The 23365-nt window shown below is 71.6% G+C and carries 19 protein-coding genes, 1 tRNA gene and 1 pseudogene; 11 read left to right on the forward strand and 10 right to left on the reverse strand.

Annotated elements, in window-relative coordinates:
- Positions 1 to 2: 2 nt before the first annotated feature.
- Positions 3 to 671, reverse strand: a complete 669-nt coding sequence (locus ACWGKT_RS10775) for an HAD family hydrolase (protein ID WP_453273297.1) — start codon at positions 669 to 671, stop codon at positions 3 to 5.
- A gap of 365 nt (positions 672 to 1036) precedes the next feature.
- Positions 1037 to 1618: a TMEM165/GDT1 family protein gene (locus ACWGKT_RS10780; RefSeq protein ID WP_453273298.1), complete on the reverse strand. Its 582-nt coding sequence runs from the start codon at positions 1616 to 1618 to the stop codon at positions 1037 to 1039.
- A gap of 377 nt (positions 1619 to 1995) precedes the next feature.
- Between ACWGKT_RS10780 and ACWGKT_RS10785 the strand changes: the two genes are divergently transcribed.
- The 5 genes and pseudogenes from ACWGKT_RS10785 to ACWGKT_RS10805 all read left to right on the forward strand — a co-directional run bounded on the left by ACWGKT_RS10785 (position 1996) and on the right by ACWGKT_RS10805 (position 7504).
- Complete coding sequence (locus tag ACWGKT_RS10785) at positions 1996 to 2640, forward strand: HNH endonuclease family protein (protein WP_453273299.1); 645 nt, start codon at positions 1996 to 1998, stop codon at positions 2638 to 2640.
- A gap of 148 nt (positions 2641 to 2788) precedes the next feature.
- Positions 2789 to 4417 (forward strand): alkaline phosphatase D family protein, encoded by a 1629-nt coding sequence (locus tag ACWGKT_RS10790; RefSeq protein ID WP_453273300.1) that lies wholly within the window; start codon positions 2789 to 2791, stop codon positions 4415 to 4417.
- A 119-nt stretch (positions 4418 to 4536) separates the two neighbouring features.
- Positions 4537 to 6495 carry an FAD/NAD(P)-binding protein gene (locus ACWGKT_RS10795; protein WP_453273301.1) on the forward strand — a complete coding sequence of 653 codons (1959 nt, stop codon included), beginning with the start codon at positions 4537 to 4539 and terminating at the stop codon, positions 6493 to 6495.
- Between the two features lie 33 nt (positions 6496 to 6528).
- Positions 6529 to 6759 (forward strand): annotated as a pseudogene (locus ACWGKT_RS10800) (DoxX family protein); the annotation flags it as partial.
- A 142-nt stretch (positions 6760 to 6901) separates the two neighbouring features.
- Positions 6902 to 7504: a DedA family protein gene (locus tag ACWGKT_RS10805; RefSeq protein WP_453273302.1), complete on the forward strand. Its 603-nt coding sequence runs from the start codon at positions 6902 to 6904 to the stop codon at positions 7502 to 7504.
- Positions 7505 to 7561: 57 nt separating this feature from the next.
- Here the strand turns inward: ACWGKT_RS10805 and ACWGKT_RS10810 are convergent, their stop codons facing one another.
- Positions 7562 to 7792, reverse strand: a complete 231-nt coding sequence (locus tag ACWGKT_RS10810; protein WP_356141540.1) for a DUF2277 domain-containing protein — start codon at positions 7790 to 7792, stop codon at positions 7562 to 7564.
- Positions 7793 to 7888: 96 nt separating this feature from the next.
- On the opposite strand from ACWGKT_RS10810, the gene ACWGKT_RS10815 reads away from it, so the two are divergent.
- Positions 7889 to 8860, forward strand: a complete 972-nt coding sequence (locus ACWGKT_RS10815; RefSeq protein WP_453273303.1) for a ketopantoate reductase family protein — start codon at positions 7889 to 7891, stop codon at positions 8858 to 8860.
- Between the two features lie 377 nt (positions 8861 to 9237).
- On the forward strand, positions 9238 to 9585 hold the full coding sequence (locus ACWGKT_RS10820; RefSeq protein WP_356141534.1) for a hypothetical protein: 348 nt from the start codon (positions 9238 to 9240) through the stop codon (positions 9583 to 9585).
- A 58-nt stretch (positions 9586 to 9643) separates the two neighbouring features.
- Here the strand turns inward: ACWGKT_RS10820 and ACWGKT_RS10825 are convergent.
- Positions 9644 to 9715 (reverse strand) — tRNA-Val (locus ACWGKT_RS10825).
- A gap of 143 nt (positions 9716 to 9858) precedes the next feature.
- Here ACWGKT_RS10825 and ACWGKT_RS10830 point away from each other — a divergent pair.
- Both ACWGKT_RS10830 and ACWGKT_RS10835 read left to right on the forward strand, forming a co-directional pair.
- Positions 9859 to 11127: a coiled-coil domain-containing protein gene (locus tag ACWGKT_RS10830; RefSeq protein WP_356141532.1), complete on the forward strand. Its 1269-nt coding sequence runs from the start codon at positions 9859 to 9861 to the stop codon at positions 11125 to 11127.
- Positions 11128 to 11205: 78 nt separating this feature from the next.
- Positions 11206 to 11712, forward strand: a complete 507-nt coding sequence (locus ACWGKT_RS10835; RefSeq protein ID WP_453273304.1) for a DUF4383 domain-containing protein — start codon at positions 11206 to 11208, stop codon at positions 11710 to 11712.
- Positions 11713 to 11742: 30 nt separating this feature from the next.
- Here the strand turns inward: ACWGKT_RS10835 and ACWGKT_RS10840 are convergent, their stop codons facing one another.
- From ACWGKT_RS10840 to ACWGKT_RS10850, 3 genes are all read right to left on the reverse strand, one after another.
- Positions 11743 to 12852 (reverse strand): amidase domain-containing protein, encoded by a 1110-nt coding sequence (locus ACWGKT_RS10840; RefSeq protein WP_453273403.1) that lies wholly within the window; start codon positions 12850 to 12852, stop codon positions 11743 to 11745.
- 174 nt (positions 12853 to 13026) lie between these two features.
- Positions 13027 to 14325, reverse strand: coding sequence for a hypothetical protein (locus ACWGKT_RS10845; protein ID WP_453273305.1), 1299 nt, complete (start codon positions 14323 to 14325; stop codon positions 13027 to 13029).
- Between the two features lie 48 nt (positions 14326 to 14373).
- Positions 14374 to 16629: a transglycosylase domain-containing protein gene (locus ACWGKT_RS10850; RefSeq protein ID WP_453273306.1), complete on the reverse strand. Its 2256-nt coding sequence runs from the start codon at positions 16627 to 16629 to the stop codon at positions 14374 to 14376.
- Positions 16630 to 16867: 238 nt separating this feature from the next.
- On the opposite strand from ACWGKT_RS10850, the gene ACWGKT_RS10855 reads away from it, so the two are divergent.
- A complete protein-coding gene (locus ACWGKT_RS10855; RefSeq protein WP_356141526.1) occupies positions 16868 to 17092 on the forward strand; it encodes an FmdB family zinc ribbon protein in 225 nt (74 codons plus the stop codon).
- A 530-nt stretch (positions 17093 to 17622) separates the two neighbouring features.
- Here ACWGKT_RS10855 and ACWGKT_RS10860 read toward each other — a convergent pair.
- The 3 genes from ACWGKT_RS10860 to ACWGKT_RS10870 are packed head-to-tail and all read right to left on the reverse strand — an operon-like array spanning position 17623 to position 22309.
- Positions 17623 to 18453 (reverse strand): HAD family hydrolase, encoded by an 831-nt coding sequence (locus ACWGKT_RS10860; protein WP_356141524.1) that lies wholly within the window; start codon positions 18451 to 18453, stop codon positions 17623 to 17625.
- Positions 18453 to 21119, reverse strand: coding sequence for a phosphoribosyltransferase (locus ACWGKT_RS10865; protein ID WP_453273307.1), 2667 nt, complete (start codon positions 21117 to 21119; stop codon positions 18453 to 18455). The genes ACWGKT_RS10860 and ACWGKT_RS10865 overlap by 1 nt, the downstream gene beginning before the upstream one ends.
- Positions 21120 to 21142: 23 nt before the next feature.
- Positions 21143 to 22309, reverse strand: coding sequence for an HpcH/HpaI aldolase/citrate lyase family protein (locus tag ACWGKT_RS10870; protein WP_356141520.1), 1167 nt, complete (start codon positions 22307 to 22309; stop codon positions 21143 to 21145).
- 187 nt (positions 22310 to 22496) lie between these two features.
- On the opposite strand from ACWGKT_RS10870, the gene ACWGKT_RS10875 reads away from it, so the two are divergent.
- Positions 22497 to 23345, forward strand: coding sequence for a TerD family protein (locus ACWGKT_RS10875; RefSeq protein ID WP_453273308.1), 849 nt, complete (start codon positions 22497 to 22499; stop codon positions 23343 to 23345).
- Positions 23346 to 23365 lie beyond the last annotated feature (20 nt).

Here is a 23365-nt window from a genome sequence, read left to right on the forward strand (position 1 = left end):
GGTCAGCCGATGTGCAGGCGGACGGTTCCGTCGGCTCCCGGCTCGGGCCGTACCCGGGTCAGGTCCGGGACGGTGACGTCCGGGGCGTGGAAGGAGGCGCGGGGGCCGACGCCCACGACGCGCATGCCCGCCGCGCGGCCGGCCGTGATGCCGGCGCCGGAGTCCTCGAAGACCACGCAGTCCGCGGGATCGACGCCCAGCTCCGCGGCGGCCTTCAGGAAGCCCTCGGGGTCGGGCTTGCTGGCGCCGACGGACTCGGCGGTGATCCGGATGCCGGGCAGGGGGAGGCCCGCGGCGTTCATACGGGCCGTGGACAGGGCGACGTCGGCGGAGGTGACGAGCGCGTGCGGCAGCTCCCGCAGCGCGGCCAGGAACTCCGGCGCGCCCGGGATCGCGACCACGCCGTCCATGTCCGCGGTCTCCGCCGCGAGCATGCGCGCGTTGTCGGCGAGGTTCTGCTCGACGGGCCGGTCCGGCAGCAGCACCGCCATGGAGGCGTGGCCCTGCCGCCCGTGCACCACCTTCATGACCTCGTCCCCGTCCAGCCCGTGCCGCTCGGCCCAGCGCCGCCAGATGCGCTCGACGACGGCGTCCGAGTTGACGAGGGTGCCGTCCATGTCGAGCAGGAGGGCACGGGCGGTGAGGACCGTGGGCGTGGCGGTGGCCGTCATCGGCAGCTCCAAGAAACGGAAGCGGGGCTCACGGACGAACCCCGAAGGAACAAGGCGGCCCCGCCCGCCGGTCAGGGAAAACGAGCGGGAGCCACTTTGTTCCTTCACGGTACAAAATCCGTCCGACACTCGCCACCGGCTTGGGCAACCGTTCACCGAGTCTTCAGAACCGCGGCCCCAGCGACCTTCGGACCCACGGCCCCGACGATCTCGGGGAGCGTGACCCCGGCGATCTCGGGATCCGTGACCCCGACGGCCAGGACTCACACGACCACCGTGCCCGGGGCCAGCCACACCCCGCACAGCCACCCCGCCCCCCACACACCCACACCCCGCACACCCACCCCGCCCCGGACGGCCAGGACTCACGCGGTGGCCGCCCCCCACAGGCTCCACACGCCCAGCGCCAGCATCAGCAGCGCGGCGACCTTCGTGATCAGTCGCAGCGGCACGCGCTTCATCAGCGCCCTTCCGCCGACGATGCCGAGCCCGGCCACCGCCCACAGCGCGAGGACCGCGCCGAGACCGACGGAGAGCGGGGAGTCGTAGCGGGCGGCGAGGTTGGCGGTCATGATCTGCGTGAGGTCACCGAACTCGGCGACCAGGATGAGCATGAAGCCCGCCCCGGCGACCTTCCAGAAGGACTGGTTCTCCGGCTGGCGCACATGCTCCTCGCCGTCGTCCTTCTTCAGCAGCAGCATCGCGCCGCCGGCGAGGAAGAGGACGCCCGTCACCGCGTGCACGACCTGCTGCGGCAGCAGCGTCAGCACGCTGCCCGCCGCCACCGCGAGCGCGACATGCAGCGCGAAGGCGGCGGCGACGCCCGCGAAGACGTACGAGGCGCGGTAGCGGGTGCCGAGGACGAGGCCGGCGAGCGCGGTCTTGTCCGGCAGTTCGGCGAGGAAGACGACGCCGAAGACGAGCGCCATCACGGTGAAGCTGATCAAAATCCCTCAATCGGTCGGGGGCCGCCCCACCGAGAGTGCTGCACATCACACAAAGACACCTCGGCACGGCAGCACACTCGTCACCCGTGCCGTACGGCACGGGCGTGCACTGCTTGCCGAAGGTCTCGCTGGCCGATCCACGCGGGATCCGCCTCCGGGCGCCGGCTCAGACGAGCTGAGCAGTATGTCGACGGTCCGGCGAAGAGCTACTCCCCTTCTGCGCTCCCCAGGGTACGTGATCGAAAGTTTGCACGTAAACCTTGTCGTGTCATGCACACGTCACTAACGTCTAACCGAAAACACACTCCACGGCAATACGGCGCCGCGAGCATTCCCTCGCCCGCGGTCCAACAGCCCACCCCCACAAGGGAGTTCGCATGCCGAAGTTCTACGCGCGTCGACGGCTCAGCATACTGGCGACCCTGACGGGTCTCCTAGCCTCTGCCGCCCTCTTCAACTCCCCGAGCGCCTCCGCCGCCCTCCCCACACCGGTCAGCGCCGCCACCGCCCGCAGCTACCTCTCCCAGCTCACCGTGGCCACCGAGAACCGCACCGGCTACAGCCGCGACCTCTTCCCGACCTGGATCACCATCTCGGGCACCTGCAACACCCGCGAGTGGATCCTCAAGCGCGACGGCTCGAACGTCGTCACCAACTCCGCCTGCACCGCCACCAGCGGCAGCTGGTACTCCCCGTACGACGGCGCCACCTGGACCTCCCCCTCCGACGTCGACATCGACCACCTGGTGCCGCTCGCCGAGGCCTGGGACTCCGGCGCCAGCCGGTGGACCACCGCCCAGCGCCAGGCCTTCGCCAACGACGTCACGCGACCCCAGCTGCTCGCCGTCACCGACAACGTCAACCAGGCCAAGGGCGACCAGGACCCGGCCACCTGGATGCCGTCGCGCACCGCGTACCGCTGCACCTACGTCCGCGCCTGGGTCCAGGTGAAGTACTACTACGACCTGTCGGTCGACTCCGCCGAGAAGAGCGCGCTGACGAACTACCTCTCCGGCTGTTGATCGGCCAACTGCTGATCGCCTGAGTCTGTCCGCCCCGCCCCGTCGTTCAATACCGTACGCATCGACACCGTACGGATCGACGACCGCGGTGAGCCTCCGGGGTGCGCCCCGGAGGCGAACCGACCGAGGAAGAGGGCGGGCGATCGCCGTGGCCGGACTGCTCCTGGGACCACTGCTGAGGTACGCCGACGACTCGTCCGCGACCGTATGGGTCGAGACGAGCCGTCCGTGCACGGCCGAGGTGCGCTGCGCCGACGGCGCCGGCGGCACGGCCCGCACCTTCCAGATGGCCGGCCACCACTACGCGCTGATCCCCGTGACGGGACTCATACCGGGCACGACACGGCCGTACGAGGTCTTCCTCGACGGCACGCGCGTGTGGCCGCGGGCCGAGTGCCGCTTCCCGCCCTCGGTGATCCGCACCCCCGCCGACGGGGACCCGGTGCGAGTCGCGTTCGGCTCCTGCCGCTGGGCCGCGCCGCCGGCCGACGGTACGGACCCGGTCGGCCCCGACGCCCTCGACTCGCTCGCCGCCCGCATGGCGGCCGACCCCGACGGCGAGCGCCCCGACGTGCTGCTCCTGCTCGGCGACCAGGTCTACGCGGACGAGACCTCGCGGGCGACCCGGCGCTGGCTGGCCGCGCGCCGCGATCTGGCGGACCCGCCGGGCAGCCAGGTCGCGGACTACGAGGAGTACACCCGGCTCTACTACGAGTCCTGGCTCGACCCCGAGGTGCGCTGGCTGCTGTCCACGGTGCCCAGCTGCATGATCTTCGACGACCACGACGTCATCGACGACTGGAACACCTCCGCCTCCTGGCTGGCCGACATGCGGGCCACCGACTGGTGGCAGGAGCGGCTGCTGAGCGGCCTGACCTCGTACTGGGTGCACCAGCACCTCGGCAACCTCTCGCCCGGGGAGCTGGCCGCCGACCCCGTCTACGCCGCCGTACGGGAAACCCCCGACGGCACCGACGTGCTGCGCGCCTTCGCCGCGCAGGCCGACGCCGACCCGGCCTCCGTCCGCTGGAGCTACCGGCGCGACTTCGGCCGGGTGCGCCTGCTGATGGTGGACACCCGGGCGGCCCGGGTGCTCGACGAGGACGGGCGCGCGATGCTCGACCCGGGCGAGGCGGAATGGCTGCGCGAACAGACGCTCCAGGACCGGAGCTCCTACGACCACCTCCTGATCGGCACCTCGCTGCCCTGGCTGCTGCCGCACCTGGTGCACGACGTCGAGACCTGGGACGCGGCCCTGTGCCGGGGTGAGCGCGGGGAGCGCTGGGCGCGGTTCGGCGAGAAGCTGCGCCGCCATGCCGACCTGGAGCACTGGGCGGCCTTCCCGGCCTCCTTCATGGCTCTGTCCGACCTCATCGCGGAGGCCGGCACCGGCCCCGACACGCCGGCGACGGTCTGCGTCCTGTCCGGAGACGTCCACCACGCCTACGTCGCCGAGCCGGCCTGGCCGGCCCGCACCCCCGACGCCCGTGTCCTCCAGCTCACCTGCTCGCCCCTCCACAACTCCGTGCCCTCCTGGATGCGCTTCGGCTTCCGCTTTGCCTGGAGCGCCCCGGCACGGCTGCTGGGCCGGCGCCTCACCCGGCACGCCGCGGGGCCGACCCCGCCGCTCAACTGGCGCAGAATCAGCGGCCCGTGGTTCGGCAACCAGCTCATGTCCCTTGTACTGCACGGCTGTTCGGCCCGGCTGCGGGTGGAGCGGGCGCGGTCGGACGGAACCCTGAAGACCTTGGAGGAGTCGCCCCTCACCGCCCCATGAGGGACAACCGTGACGTCTGGGACCGGCGTTGGATTCACCGGCGGGCGACGGCATGATGAGGCGGACCGTCCGCTTCCTGCGGACGTTTTGCCGCCCAGCGCCCCACACGCCCGGGAGTCATGTCCTTGTCTGCACCGACGTCTGCACCGACCGAGGTATCCGCAACGGTGTCCGTCGCCCTGGTCGGCGCCGGACCGCGCGGCACCAGCGTCCTGGAACGTCTCTGCGCCTCCGCACCGGAGCTCCTGCCCGCGGGAGTCCGGCTGCGAGTCCACGTGATCGACCCGGCGCCGCCCGGACCGGGCCGCGTGTGGCGCACCGCCCAGTCGCCGGAACTGCTGATGAACACCGTGGCCTGCCAGGTGACCCTGTTCACCGACGAGAGCGTGGACTGCTCGGGGCCCGTACGGCCGGGTCCGAGTCTGCACGAGTGGGCGGGCGGTGAGCTGGGGGCGGACGACTACCCGAGCCGCGCGCACTACGGCCGCTACCTGGAGTGGGTGTTCGGCGAGGTGGTGCGGCAGGCGCCGGACGCCGTGCGCGTCGAGACGCACCGGGCCCGCGCCGTACGGCTCGACGACGCCGCCGACGGCCGTCAGGTGCTGACGCTGGACGACGGCCGTGCGCTGCCGGAGCTGTCCGCGGTGGTGCTCGCGCAGGGCCACCTCCCGGTGGCCCTGGGCGCCGAGCAACGGCGCCTCGCCGACCACGCCGAGCGGCACGGTCTGCGCCACGTCCCGCCCGCCAATCCGGCCGACGTCGACCTCTCGCCGCTCGCCCCCGGCGAACCGGTGCTGCTGCGCGGACTCGGCCTCAACTTCTTCGACCACGTCGCCCTGTTGACCACCGGCCGCGGCGGCCGCTTCACCCGCGCCGCCGACGGCACCCTGCGCTACCTGCCCTCCGGCCGCGAACCGCGCCTGTACGCGGGCTCACGGCGCGGTGTCCCGTACCAGGCGCGCGGCGACAACGCGAAGGGTCCGTACGGCCGTCACACCCCGCTGGTCCTCACCCCGGAGGTGATCGCGGGCTTCCGCAAGCGCGCGGACTCCGGCGAGGCGCCGGACTTCCTGACGGAGATATGGCCGCTGGTGGCGAAGGAGGTCGAGACGGTCTATTACGAAGCCCTGGTGAGGAGTTGGGACCGGAAAGGGGAAAGGGCGGGGGAGGTCGTGGGCGCCGTCTCCGGGCGCTTTCGGGAGCGGTTCCTCGGGGCGGCTCACGGCGGCCCTCAAGAGGCCCGCGTCCTGGACGAGTTCGGGATCTCCGGCGCCGACCGCTGGTCCTGGGACCGGGTCTCACGGCCGTACGGCGGGCGCTCCTTCACCGGGCCGGACTCCTGGCGCGACTGGCTGCTCGGCCATCTGCGCGAGGACGCCGCCCAGGCCGCCCTCGGCAATGTCGCCGGGCCCCTGAAGGCGGCCCTGGACGTGCTGCGCGACCTGCGCAACGAGATACGACTGATCGTCGACCACGCCGGGTTGACCGGCGCCTCCCGCCGGGACCACCTGGACCGCTGGTACAGCCCGCTCAACGCGTTCCTGTCCATCGGCCCGCCCCGCCGCCGTATCGAGGAGCTGACGGCCCTGGTGACGGCGGGCGTGGTGGAGGTGCTCGGGCCGCGCCTTCAGGTGCGGGCGGAGGACGGGGCCTGGCTGGCCCACTCCCCCGACGTGCCGGGCTCGGCCGTGCGTACGACGGCCCTCGTCGAGGCCCGCCTCCCGGAACCGGAACTGCGCCACACCGCCGACGACCTGCTCGCCGGGCTCCTGAAGACCGGGGCCTGCCGGCCGCACGCGGTGGACGGCTACGAGACCGGCGGGCTGGACGTGACACCGCGGCCGTACCACCTGATCGACCGCCAAGGACGCCCGCACGCACGTCGGCTGGCGTTCGGCGTGCCCACGGAAGGGGTGCACTGGGTGACGGCGGCCGGGGCCCGGCCCGGCGTGGACTCGGTCACGCTGTCGGACGCCGACGCGGTGGCGAGGGCGGTTCTGCGGGTCGCGGGGGCGGAAGCGGAGGCGGAAGTGGAAGCGGAACCATGGCCGAATGTTGAACTTGCAAGCATTGATTAGGTCTGCGGTCTGCCTGACCTGAGCTCCATCGGGGCGGGCACCGACCGCGGCACCCTCGACGCCGGCACCTGGCCCGGCTGGTACGCGGCCGTGATCCAGCTCGTCGCCGGCGGCCTCGTACTGCTGCCGGTCCTGTTCTGCTGGGCGTTCTTCCTGCTGGTCTTCACCGGCTCTGGCGCCTTCGGCCTGGACCGGCTCTTCGCCCGGCGCACGGCGGGCACGGCACGGCCGGCGGCGGAGCAGACGCCGCCGGTCGCGGCCTGACGGACCGGGCCTCGGTCTCGGCGCCCTCGTCCGGTGCGCGTTGACAGACTGTGCTCACCACGACAGCCCCCCGTGACCCTCCTGTCACACGCTCGGCGTACGCTGTATGGCTGTTATCGGGGGAGCAACGGGGGAGCTTGTCGTGTTCGAAGGTGTGGTGTCGCTGGTCGCGGGCCCATGGATCTATGCCGCGGTGGGCCTCTCGGTCCTCCTCGACGTCTTTCTGCCGGTGCTGCCGAGCGGGGTGCTGGTGATCACGGCGGCCACGGCGGCCGCCGCCGGGTCCGGCGCGACCACCGGCCATGTGCCCGACATCCTCGCGCTGGTCCTGTCCGCCGCCACCGCCTCGGTGCTCGGCGATCTGGTGGCCTACCGCCTGGCATGGCTGGGCGGGGAGCGCCTGGACCGGGCGATAGCCCGCTCCCGGCGCCTCACTACCGCGCAGGAACGTCTCGGCGCGGCCCTGGCCCAGGGCGGCGGCGCGCTCGTGATCCTCGCCCGCTTCGCCCCGGCCGGCCGGTCCGTCGTCTCCCTCTGCGCGGGCGCCGCCCACCGCCGCCCGCGCGACTTCCTGTTCTGGTCGGCCCTGGCCGGCCTCTCCTGGGCCGGCTTCAGCGTCGCCCTCGGCTACTTCGGAGCGCAGTGGCTGGGCGCCACCTGGCTGGCGACGGCGGTGTCCCTGACGGCGCTGTTCGGGGCGGGGGCCGTGGCGGCGTACCTGATGCGCCGACCGGCGGCGTCCTGAAGGCCGTAGAGAAGTAAAGAAGGACAGAGGTACAGAAGGACATAGAGGACGACGGGGCTAGACCGCGTCGCGCGCGGCCTGTCCCCGTACCTGAAGGTCTCCGAGCAGTTCGGCCGTGGCCGCCGCCACCGCGTCCACGGCCCGCTCGAACACCTCCCGGTTGTGGGCGGCGGGGGCCCGGAACCCGGACACCTTCCGTACGTACTGCAGGGCGGCGGCTCGAATCTCCTCCTCCGTGGCCTCTTCGGGCAGCGCGGGCGGACGCAGGGTCTTGATACTCCGGCACATGCCCCCAGTCTCGCCCACACCACCCCACCCTGCGAAGATCCCTCCCGAAGGCGGCCACCGATCCCGGGGCCGACCGAGGAGAGGAACGACATCATCATGGCGAACAAGCCGAACGAGCCGAACGAGCCGAACAAGACAGACGCTGCGGGTACGGCGGACGCGAACGGCGCCGGTGACCGGCTCACGGTCGCCGTCCTCGGCCCCGGCGGCGTGGGCGGTCTCCTCGCCGCCCTTCTGTCCCGGGCCGGTCACCGGGTGATCTGCCTGGCCGGGGACGACACCGTCCGCGCCCTGCGGGACACCGGAATCCGGGTCCGCAGCGGGCAGTTCGGGGACTTCACCGCCCCGGTGGAGGCGGACACCGAGCTGCGCGCACCCGTGGACGCCTGCCTGGTCACGGTCAAGCAGACCGCCCTCGACTCCGCGCTCACCCGCGTCCCGCCGACCGCTCTCGGCGACGGCCTCCTCGTACCGTTCCTGAACGGCGTCGAGCACCCCGCCGCCCTGCGCGAGCGCTACCGCCCGGACCGCGTCGCCCCCGCGGTGATCCGCGTGGAGTCGACCCGCCTCTTTCCCGGAGTGATCGAACACGGCAGCCCCTTCGCCGAGATCGACCTGGCCGGGGACCCGGTGCCCCGCCCCCGTCTCGACGCCCTGGCGGCGGCCCTCGCCGGCGCCGGACCGGCCACCCGTGTCGTCGAGGACGAGACGTCGGCGCTGTGGGCGAAGATGTCGTTCCTCGCCCCGTTCGCCCTGCTGACCACCCGCCACGGGCTCCCCCTCGGCGACGTACGCACCGGCCACCGGGTGGAGTTGACGGCCCTCGTCGAGGAGACGGCCGCGGTCAGCCGCGCCTGCGGCGCCCCCGCCGACCCGGACCGGGCCCTCGCCCGCTACGACGCCTTTCCGCCCGGCACCAAGTCGTCGATGCAGCGTGACGCGGAGGCCGAGCGGCCGCTCGAACTCGACGCGATCGGCGGCGCGTTGCTGCGCGCGGCCGAACGCCACGGCGTGCCCGTGCCCGTGGCGGCCCGCCTGGTACGGGAGTTGCGGGAAGCCGGCCACTGAGCGACTTCAGCGGGTGACCAGTTGCCCGGCCGGCACCAGATGCACCACGGCGAGCGCGCCCGCCGTGGACGGCATCCCGGTGTCGCGCCGGGCGGCGTCGGGTGGCGCCGATCGCCGCGTCGGCGGGCGGGACCGCCCGCGGGACTCCCTCGCCTCCCGGCAGGACCTGGCAGAGCCTCGAACCAACGACCGACCGCACCGCCGCGGCCCGCGCCCCCGGCGCCGAGATCACCGCCGCACCCACCGCCGACCAGCGCGAACTCCCGCGCGAGACCCTCCGACGGCCCGGGCGGGCCTGCCCACGGACCGGGCACTCGTTCGCATGAACCTCCGGAACGAACTCGCCTCCCAAAATCGAACAGGCGTAGCATTGCCGCGTGGCTACGACCTATGACTTTCCGAGTGACCTCCTCGCCGGTCAGGAGGAGCTGCATCAGGTCCGGGCCGAGCTGTCGGCCCTGCTGAAACGGCTCCCCTGGTCGGTCACGCCGCTGGACGCCTTCAGCGACGACAACGGCTGGCGGAAGGTGGAGCGCCCCGCCTCCCCCGGCTGGACGGCCGACGAGCAGGCCGAGGTGGAGAAGCTGCGACAGCGCGAGCACGAACTCGCGGTCTTCGTCAGCGGCCACCGTTTCTGGGCCGAGGTGGCGGCGGCGGAGCGCGTGGACGCCCGTATGAAGCTGAAGCACGCGCGGGAGAACGAGAACAACACCGAGGGCGACTGAACGGCGGTACACACGAGAAGACCCCGGCCGTCCGACGGCCGGGGTCTTCTTCCTGGAGTGGGCGCGGACGGTTTCGAACCGCCGACATCCTGCTTGTAAGGCAGGCGCTCTACCCCTGAGCTACGCACCCAGAACGATTCGACAGCCTACCCTGCCGGGGCCGCTGTCCCGCAAACCCGTATCGCGAACCGCGAACTGACCGGCCCGTGTGTTCGTCTACAACGGGTGGGAGAATGACTCCACGCAGGGCGGACCACGGCACAGGAGAGGGATGTGGCGGCGACACCCCGAGGGGCCGGCGGTGGCACCCGGCGCTGGTTCGGCGGGCGGGCCGAGAGCCAGAGAGCCGAGGCGCAGGCGGCCAAGGACGCCGCGGCCGCGGCGTTCTACGAGCTCGACACCGCCCAGCGGGATCTCAGGATCTCGATCGAGACCATCACGGCGGTGGACGACACCCCCGCCGCCCGGCGCGCGGTCGCCGACTTCGAGGCGCTGGGGCGCCGGATCGACGAGGTGAGTCACCGCTACATCGAGGCCGTCGACGCGCACGACCTCGACCGGCACGACCTGGAGGCCTCGGTGGCCTCCCGGGCGCGCTCCGAGCTGACCGCCGCCAAGGACGAGCTGGTCCGCGTCAAGGAGGAGCTGGACCGTTTCGGCAACGGTCTCGGGCCGCTGCTCGGCACGGCCGAGACCCAGCTCGCCCGTCTCGCGCCCGCCGTCGAGCGGGCCCGTCAGGCGCTGCTCGCGGCCTCGGGCGGCCTGGACGCGCTGCGGGAGGCCGGGCTGAAGGCGGACGATCTCGCCGCGCGGCTGGCCGCCCTCTCCCCCGAGCTGACCAAGCTGAACCAGGGTGCCGGGCAGCACGGCGTGCAGCAGACGCTGGAGCGGGCCGAGCGGGTCCAGCGGGAGGCCGGGGCGATCCGCGTGGAGGCGGAGCGGCTGCCCGAGAAGGCCGCCGAGATCGACCACCGGCTGGTCAGCCTGCGGACCCGGGCCCAGGCCCTGACCACGCGCGCCGGGCAGGTCGACCCGGTGCTGAGCGAGCTGCGGCGCCGGTTCGCCGCCGCCTGCTGGCAGGACCTGCAGCACGTGCCGGAGCAGGCCACGCAGAACGTGCGGCAGGCCGAGCAGAAGCTGGCGGAGGCGCAGACGGCCCGGGACGGCCAGCGCTGGCCGGACGCCACCGCGCTGCTGTCGACCGTACGAGCGCTGCTGAACACCACCGACGAGGCGGTCTCGGCCGCCGGGGACCGGCTCCAGCGGCTCAACGCCGTGCAGAAGGACCCGCAGCAGGAGATCGAGCGCACCCGGTTCGCCATCCGGGACGCCCAGCGGCTGGCCATGACGGGGCGCTCGACGCCCGATCCGCGGCACGCGGGGCCGCTGGACGACTCGGTGAACCGGCTGGAGCGCGCGATCACCTCGTTGCAGGGCCGTCACCCCGACTACTGGCACTTCCTGACCGAGACGGAGGCCGTGCGGCAGACGGTCGCCCGGGTGGTGTCGCAGATACGCGAGGAGCGCGGCGGCCCCCACTGAGCGGTTTGCCGCCGAGGCATCGCGGGCGGATATTGGGACATACGTATGTCCTCCGCTGGCCAAGCGAAGGAGGCGGACATGGCCACGCATTCAGCGCATCGGGAGACGCGGCGGATCCGGTTCGACGAGCATCTGCCCGTCGACCACCGCCTGAACACGGTCTATCGGGTCGGCGCCGGCCTGATGGGGCTGTTCCTGCTCGTCTTCGGCATCTTCGGCGTCATCGACAAGATCGGCTTCTTCGACACGGGCGGCGACACCGTCATCGGCCTGAACACGAACGGCTCGCTCAGCATCCTGTCGATCGGCGTCGGGGTACTGCTCCTGGTGGGCATGGCGATCGGCGGGAACTTCGCGTCGACGCTGAACATGACCCTGGGCATCCTGTTCATCCTCAGCGGCTTCCTGAATCTCGCGCTGCTCGACACCCCGTACAACTTCCTGGCGTTCAAGATCCAGAACGTGCTGTTCAGCTTCGTGGTCGGCCTGCTGCTGATGGTCTTCGGGATGTACGGACGGGTGAGTTCGACCCTCCCGCCCGACAACCCGTACTGGCGGGCCCGCCACCCCGACGCGGCCCGATAGGAACCGGCGGGCGGGGCGGGCCCGGCAGGGTCAGGTGCGGTAGGCGTAGAACGCCGCGTTCGGGTACGACGCGACCAGGCTCGCCACCGACCGGTTGTAGGTGTTGGTGGAGTGGTACGACACGTACGGCACGCCCTGCGAGCTGCGGTAAGTGACGATCATGGAGTGGTCCTTGGACCCGTCCTTGTTGAAGTCCATCTGCAGCACGTCGCCCAGATCGAGCTGGTAGACGTTGGCGAGGCTGGTGGCCCGCTTCGAGGACAGGGCGAACCAGGAGAACTCGTTGACGCCGACGAACGAGTCCGACTGGATCTCCGAGTTGCCGAACCACTTGTGGAAGTCGTACGTGTAGCCGGGTACGTGCTTCCAGCCGCCCGCCTTCAGCGCCTGGCTGACGAAGTTGGTGCAGTCGCCGCCGGCACCCTGACCGTTGTAGTCGGGGTAGTCCGGGTTGTAGTTGTTCCAGTACTTCCCCGCGTACGCCACCATGGCCTTGTAGTCATAGCCGCTGGCGGAGAAGTTCTTCGGATTGGCGGGCGCCGGCCACCCGGTGGCCGCGCGGGTCGCCGTCGGCGGGCTGTCGTCGGCCGGGCTGGCCTTCACCGCGACGGTCGGCTGCTTGGCGACCTGGTTCACCGCGATGTAGCCGTTGTCGGTGTCGCGGACGTCGGTCAGCTGCCAGGTGCCGTGCCGGTCGGCCCGGAAGGTCAGCTCGTGGTGGGCCTGGAAGCCGGTGGTCTTCGGCTCGGTGCCCTTGACCTTGGCGTAGGTCAGCGTGGTGATCTCGGTGACGTCGGCCTTGGCCGTGCGTCCGGTGACCCGCGTGGCGTCCAGGGTGACCCGGGTGCTGGCCCCGCTGTACTTCTCGCCCAGCCGCGCGAGGCGGCTCTGGCGGCCGCGCAGTTCGGTCAGCGCGGAGCCCTCCTCGCGCGACTGCGCGGAGGACAGCCGGACGTCACCGGAGAAACCGGTGGTGGTCCGCTTCTTGTGCCCCCCGTCCACCAGGGCGTCCGTGCGGTCGGTGAAGACCGCGTCGGCCAGCCGCTGGAAGGTCGCCTTGGTCGCGGCGTCCACCGTCGGGTCGTCGACGACCGCCGCGCCCGCGCTCCAGTTGGGCACCAGGGCCACTCCGGCGACCACCGAGGCGGCCGCCGCCGTGACTATGGCGGTGCGGCTGCGCTTACGGCTCAGTTTTCTCGATTTCAATGATGTTCCCCTCTACACCGGTACTCCTACCGGGGGATGGCATCTTCGCATGGGGTGTGTGCCGGTTGTGAAGGGGGTTACACAAGTGGAATCACCGGTCCACGGAGGTCACTTGACCACGGCGGACCAGTTCCCCGGGGACTGCGCCGGGTCCAGGCTGCGCAGATTCGCCAGAGTCTCCGGCTTCTGCGCGTCCATCCAGGCCGCAAGTTCCTTGAAGGAGACGCACTTGACGCCCTTCTTCGTGCACACGTTCTTGACGACCTGGTCGATGGACTTCATGTAGATGCCGCCGTTCCAGTCCTCGAAGTGGTTGCCGATGAACAGCGGCGCCCGGCTGCCGTAGTACACGCGGTTGAATCCGGCCATGTAGGCGTCGACCGTCTGCTGCTCCCACTGCGGGTACTCCGCCGGATTGCCGTCGGTCTCCCCGTCGGACTGGTTGTACAGGAAGTTGAAGTCCATGGACAGGGCCTGGATCTTGTCCCCGTACGGCAGCAACTGCAGCGGGAAGTCCCAGATGCCGTTCTTCTTCGTCGGCCATATCTGGAAGTCGCCCGTGGAGCTGGCGTCGTACTTCCAGCCGTAGCTCTTGATGGCCTTCAGCAGGTTCGGCTGGCCCTCCAGGCAGGGCGCGCGGCCGCCGGTGACCTCCCGCTTGAAGTCGAAGGGCAGCGCGGGGATGTCCTTGAAGCCGGTGTTGGTCTTCCAGTTCTCCACGAGCGAGAAGAACTGGTCGATCTCCTGCTTCCAGTCCTCGACGCTCCAGTCCTTGCCGCTGCCCTTGGTCTCGCAGAAGTGGCCGTTGAAGTGGGTGCCTATCTCGTTGCCCTCGCCGTACGCGAGGCGGAGCTGCTCCAGCGTGGTGCGGATGTGCTCGTCCGTCGGGTAGTCGATGGCCGCGGCGCCGGGCTTGTGCTGGGGCGGGTGGTAGAGCTCCTTCTTGCTCTTGGGCAGCAGGTAGATGCCGGTGAGGAAGAACGTCATATGGGCGTCGTACTGCTTCGCCAGCTCCCGGTAGTGGGAGAAGAGCTCGTCGTCGCCCTGCAGCGCGCCGTCCCAGGAGAAGACGACGAACTGGGGCGGCTTCTCACCCGGCTTGAGCCGCTCGGCCTTGAACTCGCCCTTCTGCGGGCCGGTGTAGGAGGTCGATCCGTCACCGAGGATCTTGGTCTTGCCGTCCCACTTGGGCTCCCGGCTCGGCTTCGCCGTGGCCTTGTCCTGGCCCTTGGCGGACGCGGCGGGCGTGGTGCTGTCCTGGCGGGTCAGCACCAGGAAGCCGGCCACCAGCGAGGCCACGACCAGGAAGGCCGTCAGGGTCATGACCTCGGGGCGGGTGGCGCGGCGAGGGGCACGGCGGCGGGCACGGTCCCGGCGGCGGCGGCCGGACGGCGACTTCCTGTTCATGCGCGGCTCATTCTGCGAGGGGGGGTGGGGGCGGCACGGCGACCGGAGTCAACCGAGGCCCGCGGCCTTCGCCCATATGACGTACGGAACGCTAGTGACGGTTGTACCGTCCAGACCCTTGAGTGGCAGAGGTTCCAGACTCTTGGCCAAGTCCATGCGGTAGACGACGATCGCGGTCGACACCGAATCGACCGTTCCGGCGTACCAGGCGGCGGTGTCGTCCTCGGTGGTACCGGCCTTCCCGCCCGCCGTCACGGCGGCGCCGGACCGCCCGCCGGTCGGCGCGGTGGTGATGGCCTCCGGGTGGGCGGTGAGCAGGGAGTCGGTCAGCCCCTGGGAGACCTGCTTGGCCACCTCGGCGCCGAACGCCCGGCGCGGGGCCGGGGTGCTCAGCCCGACCACCCCGCCGTTGCGGGTGATCTTGCGGACCGAGTACGGCTCGGTGTGCAGGCCCGCCGCGGCGAAGGTGGCGTACCCGCTCGCCATCCGGATCGCGCTCGGCGTGGAGCTGCCCAGGGACAGGTCGGGCACCTGCCGCCCCATGCTGGAGGAGAGCAGGCCGGCCGCCTCGGCGGTCTTGCGCACCTTGTCCAGGCCGGTGTCCATGCCCAGCTGCATGAACGGCGTGTTCACGGACTCGGCGAGCGCCTTGGCCAGGGTGATCTGCCCGTACGACTGCCTGCCGTCGTTGTGGGCGGCGACCCTCTTGCCGCTGCGGTCCCAGTACGGGCCCTCGGGCGTGGTGACGGGAACGCCGTCGTCGCCGTCGTAGAGGCTCTGCGGGGTGACCGGGGTCGCGGGCCCGTTGCGGGTCTTGTGGACGCCGTGCTCCAGGCCCGCGGCGTAGACGAACGGCAGGAACGCCGAACCGGCCTGGACGGTGGCCGCGTTCGACTCGTTGAAGCCCTGTTTACGGTGGTCGGGGCCGCCGTAGACGGCGATGATGCGTCCGTCGGTGGCCACCGAGGCGGCGCCGTAGTGGGCGGTCTTCGCCTCGTCGGCGTGGTCACGCTGCGCCTGCCCCCGGGCCTTGTCGACGGCGTCGGTGAGAGCGGTCTGCCGTTTCCGGTCGAAGGTCGTATATATCTGGTAGCCGCCGAGATCGAATTGCTTGTCGGAGATGTGCCCGGCCTTCTTGGCGTACTGCTGCGCGAGTTCGACCAGGTAGTCGGTCTGCTTTCCGGTGTCGTACGCGCGGGCCGTCTTGAGCGGCTCCGGGAATTTCCGGTACTTGGCGCGCTCGGACGGCGACAGTTTGCCGATCTTGACCATGCGGTCGAGGGTCCAGGACCAGCGCTCCACCGCCCGCTCGTGGTTGGCCTGGCTGAGCGTGGGGTCGTAGAGTCCGGCGCCCTTCAGCAGGGCGGCGAGCATGGCGGCCTCGCTGGCGTTGAGCCGGCCGACGTCCTTGCCGTAGTAGGCCTGGGCCGCGCGCTGGATGCCGTAGGTGCCGCGGCCGAACCAGCTGGTGTTGAGGTAGCCCTCCAGGATCTGGTTCTTGCTCATCTTGTTGTCGAGCTTGAGCGAGATCATCGCCTCGGTGAACTTGCGGCTGACCGTCTGGTTCTGGGTGAGGTAGACGTTCTTGACGTACTGCTGGGTGATCGTCGAGCCGCCCTCGGTGTCCCCCTGGCCGATGGTCCGCCACAGCGCCCGGGTGATGCCCTTGAAGGAGATGCCGGGGTCGGAGTAGAAGCTCTCGTTCTCCGCGGCGAGCACCGCCCAGCGCACGTCCTCGGGTATGTCCTTGAGCGGCATGTTCTGCCGCTGCACCCAGCCGGTGCGGGCCATCGGCGTCCCGTCGGCCCAGTAGTACACGTTGTCCTGTTGCGTGGCGTACGTGTTGAGATTCTCCGGTATGTCCGTGAGTTCGTAGGCGACGAACAGGAACAGGAACATCAGGCAGACGCTCGTCAGCGCGCCGCCGGCCCACTGGCGCCAGGAGGGCACCCAGCGGCGCCATCCGGTGCGTCCGGGGCGCGGGTACAGGGGCTTCAGGCGGCGGGCGTAGGGGGCCAGTGGAGCGAGCCTGGGGCCCGCGACGGCGCGGACCCGGGCGAGGGCGGAGGCGCCGGTCGCCAGGGCGCGGGCGCGGGGCGACAGGCGGGCGCTGCGGCGGCGCTCGGCGCGGCCCCCGGAAGCCGGCTTCTCCGGCGGCGGGGGCACGCGCAACTGCATCGTGGCGTCCACGCGGAGCGCCTCGACGTTCAGATGAAGCGTCTCGTCCGACGCCGGCTCACCGGCTCCGGACCGGGCGTGGTCCTCGCCCTCCGGGTCCTGCTTGCGCTGCCATGCGTCGCTCATGACTGCGTCTCCCCTCGCACTCGGTCTTGCTCGCGCGGTGAGACACAACAGCAGGTGGACAGGCCGCGGCGGGCGCGGCGCTTCGAGCCCCCCTCAACCCCCGGTCTTTTCGGCTCCTCGCGGCCAGCCTAAATTAGCAGCGATCTTTGCAAAATCTCCTCACGAGGATCGGACAGAAACGAACACTCATGAAATTCTGAGCGGCCGTGGCGAATGTCACTCCGGTTAACCTGGGCGCATGCCTCGCTACGAATACCGCTGCCGGACCTGCGGCGACACCTTCGAACTCAGCCGCCCCATGGCGGAGTCGGCCGCCCCCGCCACCTGCCCGACGGGCCACGCCGACACGGTGAAGCTCCTCTCGACGGTCTCCGTCGGCGGCTCCACCTCCGCCCCGACCCCCGCGCCCCGAGCGGGCGGCGGAGGAGGCGGCGGTTGCTGCGGCGGGGGGTGCTGCGGCTGAGGCGGCTACGGCCGGCGCGGCCGGGACAGCTGCCACCGGGACGGGGGACACGGCTCGGACAGCCGACGTGGCTCGGACGGCTACCGTGGCCGGGTCGGCCGACGCCGCCCAGACAGCCACCGCCGCTTGGACGGCCAGCGCGGCTGGGACGGTGCCGCCGCTCGGACGGCGAGCGCGGCTAGGACACCTGGCGCGGCTGGGTCGGCCGACGCGGCTGGGTCGGCCGACGCGGCTCGGACAGCTGCCACCGCCGGGACGGCCACCGTTGCTCGGAGAGCCGACGCGCAGGAATGACCACCGCCCGCGGACAGCCAACGCCGCCCGGACAGCGACGCGGCCAGGACGGCAAGCGCGACTCAGACAGCTGCCACCGCCGGGACGGCCGACGCGGCTCGGACGGCTGCCTGGCCGGTCGGCCGACGCGGCTCGGACAGCTGCCACCGCCAGGACGGCCACCATTGCTCGGACAGCCGACGCGCCAGAACGGCCACCGCCGCGGACAGCCAACGCCGCCCGGACAGCCGGCGCGGCTAGGACGGCCGAGGCGGCTCGGTGGGGCGGCGTGTTGCGCGTAGGAACTCTCGTAGGATCCGTTCGCCCGCCAGCACGCCACGCTCCGGGAGTGCGGTGATCGCCGGGGCTGTCCACTCGGCATCGGCGAGTTCGCCGTGGCCGGGGCGCCAGCCGCGGTCCGCCGCCAGGAGGAGGTCGGCGTCCAGCAGCGAGTCGCCGGCCGCGAGGGTGAGCTCGGCGCCGGTGCGGCGGGCCACCTCGCGGACCGCCGCGCTCTTGGTCAGCGGCTTCGGTACGGCGTAGATCTTCCGGCCCTGCAAGGACACCGTCCAGCCCCGGTTCTCCGCCCACACCGCGAGCTCCTTCACCCACTCCTCGGGCAGCAGCTCGCGCTCGACGACCAGATAGGCGAAGAGGTCCTCGGCGACCCGGTGCTTGCGCACCCAGGCCGGATCGGCGGTGGCCATGAGGTGGTCGCGGATCTCGTCCAGCGGCGCGCACTCGTCGGCCAGCCGGGCGAGCACCTCGGCGTGCCAGTCGAGGTCCGAGACCCCGTCCACCAGCAGATGGCCGCCGTTGGCACAGATGGCGTACCGCGGCGCCGGGCCCGGCAGGTTGATCCGCTGGTACTGCTTGCGGGTGCGGGTGGTCGTCGGCACGAACACCGCCGCGTCACCGAGATCGGTCAGCAGCGCGGCCGCCGTCTCGGTCAGGTACGACAGCGGCCTGCTCTCGTGCACCTCCACGCACAGCAGCCGGGGCGCCCGCGCGTCCGGCATGGTCAGGGCCAGGGCGGCCGAGGAGTAGATCAGCGTACGGTCGAGGTCACTCGCCACCAGCACCGGCATCAGACCGTCACCGCCTTGCCGTCGGCACCCGTCGCGCCGCGCGTGTACTTGGGGTGGATCAACCCGACACAGGTGTACGGGAGTTCGTCGACCTCCTCGACGGGTACGCCTCTCTGCTCGGCCAGCAGACGCACATGGTCCAGGTCCGCTCCCGCCCCGGCCCGGGCGAGGATCTTCCAGGGCACCCGGCGCAGCAGCACCCGGGTCGTCTCGCCGACGCCGGGCTTGACGAGGTTCACGTCGTGGATGCCGTACTCCTCACTGATCCGCTCGACCGCCGCCCAACCCTCCCAGGTCGGCGTCCGGTCGGCGGACAGCAGCTCCTTGACGGCCGCGTCCACCGTGTCCGTGACCTCCGCGAAGCGCGCGCAGACCGCGTCCAGGAAAGCGCCCGACACATCGGCGCCGGCGAGTTCGCGGTAGAACTTCGCGCCGTGGAAGTCGTTCGGTCCGACCAGGTCCGCGCGCAGGACCGTACGGGAAATCAGTCCGGACACCGTCGAGTTGAGGCAGGCGGACGGGATGAGGTAGTCCTCGCGGGTGCCGTAGGTGCGCACGCACGAGCCCGGGTCGGCCAGCACAGCGATCTCCGGGTCGAAGCCGGTGATGCCCTCGGCCTCCTCGAACTCCTTGACCGCGTCAGCGAGTTCGCGGGTGATCGCGCCCTTGCCGGTCCAGCCGTCGACGAACACGACGTCACGCGGGTCGTGGTGGGCGGCCAGCCAGCGCAGCGCGTTGGCGTCGATGCCGCGGCCGCGCACGATGGAGACGGCGTAGTGCGGCAGGTCGAGTTCGTACCGGAACCGGGCCCAGCGGCGCATCAGCACGCCGACCGGGGTGCCCGCGCGGGCCAGGGAGACCAGCACCGGCCGGGGTGACCGTTCGGCGATCACGGTCTCGGTGACCACGCCGACCGCGTGCGCGACACGGGCGGCGGAGACGTCGAGGGCCGCGTGGAACAGCTCCTGGTAGTGCTCGCTGGGCTGGTATTCCACCGGCAGCGACTCGGCGTAGTGCGCGCCGCCGCTCTGGATCGCCTCCTCGCGCTCCTCGGTCGGCGCCTCCAGCGTCACGTCCGAGAGGTCCTGCAGCAGCCAGCCGACCTCGTCGGGCGCGTACGAGGAGAAGGCGGGGCCGCGTAGGGGCTCGGGCAGCATGGTGGTTCCTTGTCCGGAGGGGGCGGCGACGTACAGGGGCTGGGGCACGTACGACGGTACGACGGCGAGCAGGACGGCCGGCGCGTGTGCGGCCAGCTGGGCCAACAGACCGTCGGGGGCGTGCAGTTCGGGAGTGTCGGCGGTCGAGTCGACGACCGCGACGACGGTGTCGAAGCCGGCGCCCGCGACGTTGTAGGCGTAACGCTCGCCGGGGCCGTCGGCCGGGTCGTCGTGGGCGGGGAAGACGAGGCGGCTGCGGATCGCGTAGCCGGGGTCGTCGACGGCGAGGACGGGCGAGCGGGTGGTGGTGGAGTAGCGGACCTCGGCGGTCACGACCTGCTCCAGCTCGCGGGCGAGCCGCAGCGGGGCGTACATCAGCTCCTCGAAGCCGAGGACGAGCACCCGGCGCGCGTCAGCGGGTATCGCCTCGGCGACCCGGGCGGCCATCGCCGGCAGGGCACCTTCGAGGCGGGCCCGGTGGGCCGGCGTGAACCCGTGCCGGCCACCGTCGGGCAGCCCCCGGGGCCAGCGCAGGTCGACACGGTCGATCCGACCGAGCGGGTGCGGGGCGGGTGCGGCGACGCCCTCGGCGGCGGAGCCGTCCGCGGCAGCGCTGTCGGTGGCGGAGCCGGACGAGGCAGCGCTGTCGGTGGCGGAGCCGTCCGCGGCGGCGCTGTCGGTGGCGGAGCCGGACGAGGCGGCGCTGTCGGTGGCGGAGCCGTCCGCGGCAGCGCTCCCCGCGACGGAGCCGGTCGAAACAGCGCTCTCCCCGGCGGAGCCGTCCGCAGCCGTCTCGTACCGCGCGACCAGCCGCTGCCCCTTCTCCAGCACGTCCTCCGGCAGCCGTACGGTGCCCGAGGCGGCCGCCACCAGGTCCACCCGGGCGCCGATCTCCCGCGCGAACTCCGCCAGGCGGCCGACGTCCGCGGCCGAGCGCATGTCGACGAGAGCGACCACGACATATCGTTTCCGCGGATAGCGCTCGTGCAGGTCCCGGATGGTGTTCAGCACCGTGTTGCCGGTGGAGAACTCGTCGTCGACGAGGACCAGCGGGCCGTCGCCGACCAGCAGCACCGGGTCCTCCGGGAGCAGCAGGTGCGAGGTGGCGTGCGAGTGGGACTCCTCGAAGCCGCCCGCCGGGGCGACCCCGGCGACCGGGCGGCGGGTGGAGTGCAGATACGGGGCGAGGCCCAGGCCGTCGGCGACCGAGTGGCCGAGGCCGGTGGCGGTCTCCGCGTACCCGACGACGACCGCCCTGCGCGCCTGGGCGTCACCCAGCAGCTCGCGCACCTGCCGGCCCAGGCCGAACCCGTGCCCGTAGACCACGGCCGGGGACTGCGGCACGTGCTTGCCCAGCACGTGCGAGACGAGCAGGTGCGCCCGCTTGGGGTTGCGCCGCAGGGCGAGCCCGAGCAGGCCGGTCAGCGTGTCGTCGCCCACGAGTTCGACGCCGAGTCGCTCGGCGACCCAGCTGCCGGACCAGACCCCGTTGTTCACTGCGTTGTTCATGCGTTCCTTGGGTTGGCGGGCGGTCAGCCGGGTATCCCGGCGGCGAGCAGCTCCACGAAGCCGACGTCCTCGTTGGCGACGCCGAACACCTCGGCGCGCAGCATGGTCCGCTCGGCCCAGGCGCGGTGCGGCTTCACCTCATTCATCTTGTTCGTGTAGGCCGACCTGAGTACACCCCCGCCGCCGCGTTCCGGACGGAGGATGTCCTGGGCGTCGCTGAACTCCTCGTGACTGACCACTGACAGCGCGTGCACGGGCAGTACGTGCGAGGGGTGGATACAGGTCTTCCCCAGCAGTCCGTTGGCCTGGTCCAGGGAGATCTCCCGCAGCAGGCCGTCCATGGCGTGTTCGATGAGCCGTTCGCGCAGCTCCACGGCCTGGCCCTCCAGGAAGGGGCTGTGCCGCAGCATCGGCTTGAACATGCGCTCCGGGACCCGGAAGTACTCCCACACCGGCCCGGTCACCGTGAATCCGGTGCCGTCGGCCCGGCCCAGCATGTTCACCACGTCGGCGATCACGGAGGCGATGATCTGGACGTCGTACGCCGTCATGTCGGGAGCCCGGCGCAGTCCGTACGAGGAGCAGAAGTCCGTGACGCCGAGGCGCAGCGCGAGGACCCGGTCGCGGTACTTGTCGACGGCGCGGGCGATGCCCTCCAGGGCCTCCACGCGCGTCTCCCGGTACATCAGCTCGGGGGTCTCCAGGACGGGCATTCCGAAAAGCCGCCGTCCGCTCGCCGTCTCGGCGCCGGCCAGCGCCTCCAGGAAGGGGATGCCACGCTCCTCGGTGAACTTCGGGAACACGAATCCGGACAGCAGCCGGACGGTCGCGCCGAGGCGTCCCACGAGGTCGGGGATCTGTTCCGGATGCCGGACCCGGATGAAGAGCAGGGGCAGGTCCACGCCCGCCCGCGCGTCGAGGTCGGCGAACTGGCGGACGAGGTTCGCCTCGCCCTCCTGCACGTCCTCGTCCCCGATCGAGTCCTCCAGGCACAGCACCATCGAGACCACGCCGTTCACGGCCTGTTTGACGATGTCGTCGGCGAGCCGCGGTCTCGTGGCCGGGCTGTACAGCGTGGCGCCGAGGGCCGCGGAGAGCAGCCGGGCCGGTGAGTCGCCGGTGAAGGCGCACGGCTCCTGGTGGAAGAGGCGCTGACGCACCTCAGGGGCGATGTGCCCGAAATGACGCATGGAACTCCCCCGTGGCGCAGGCAGGCGTATGGATTCGGTAGGTGGGTGGCCGGTAATAGTACGTATGGGTCCCTGTCAGGGGTTCCCGCCGGGCATGAACTTCAGGTAACACCCGTCGGCACAGCCGCGGTCGCTTGCGGTCACCCCCGCGTTGTCGTGATCAGGACCGAGAGGGCAGGATGACCGCATGACGCACGCGATGCTGAAGGGGTCGAACGTCCCGCTCGAAGCCACGACGGTGCGCGCCGTGCTGCGCTGGACGGCCGGGCAGGATGTCCCGGATGTCGACGCCTCGGCGCTGCTCCTCGGCCTCGACGGTCGGGTGCGCTCCGACGAGGACTTCGTCTTCTACAACCAGCCCCGGCACCCGTCCGGGAAGGTGTGGCGGCTCGGCAAGAAGCGGATCGCCGAGGGCCTGACGGACACGATCCAGACAGAACTCAGCGGTGTCGAGGCCGGTGTCGGCCGTATTCTCCTGGTCGCTTCGGCGGACGGCGTCGCCTTCGACCGCGTACAGGCCCTGCGCATCCTGCTGTACGACGCCTCGGCGGCCGACGGTGAGCCGCTGGCGCATTTCGACATCAAGCCCGAGACCGGCGCCGAGACGGCGCTGATCTGCGGTGAGCTGTACCGGCGCGGGGACGGCTGGAAGTTCCGCGCGCTGGGCGAGGGCTATTCGAACGGGCTGAAGGGCCTGGCGACCGATTTCGGCATCTCGGTGGACGAGTCGGAGGAGCCCGAGGAGCCCGGCCTGCTCCAGCCGGAGGTCTCCCAGCCGTCCCAGCCGCTCCCGCCGGAGCAGCCGACGGTCCTGCCGACCCAGCCGGCCTACGGCTACCCCCAGCCGACGTCGGCGGCCCAGCCGGCCTACGGCTACCCGGAGCCGGCCGGCCGGCCCGCGTACGGCTACCCCCAGGCCCCCGCCGCGGCGGCCACGGCGGCCCAGTCCGGCTACGGCTACCCGCCCCCGGTGACCACGCTCCCGAACCCGGACTTCCGCCTGCCCCCGCAGGGACCGCAGTTCCTGGGCCGGTAGGCACGGCGCCCGGCGTCCCG

Source organism: Streptomyces sp. NPDC054794, from assembly GCF_053611585.1.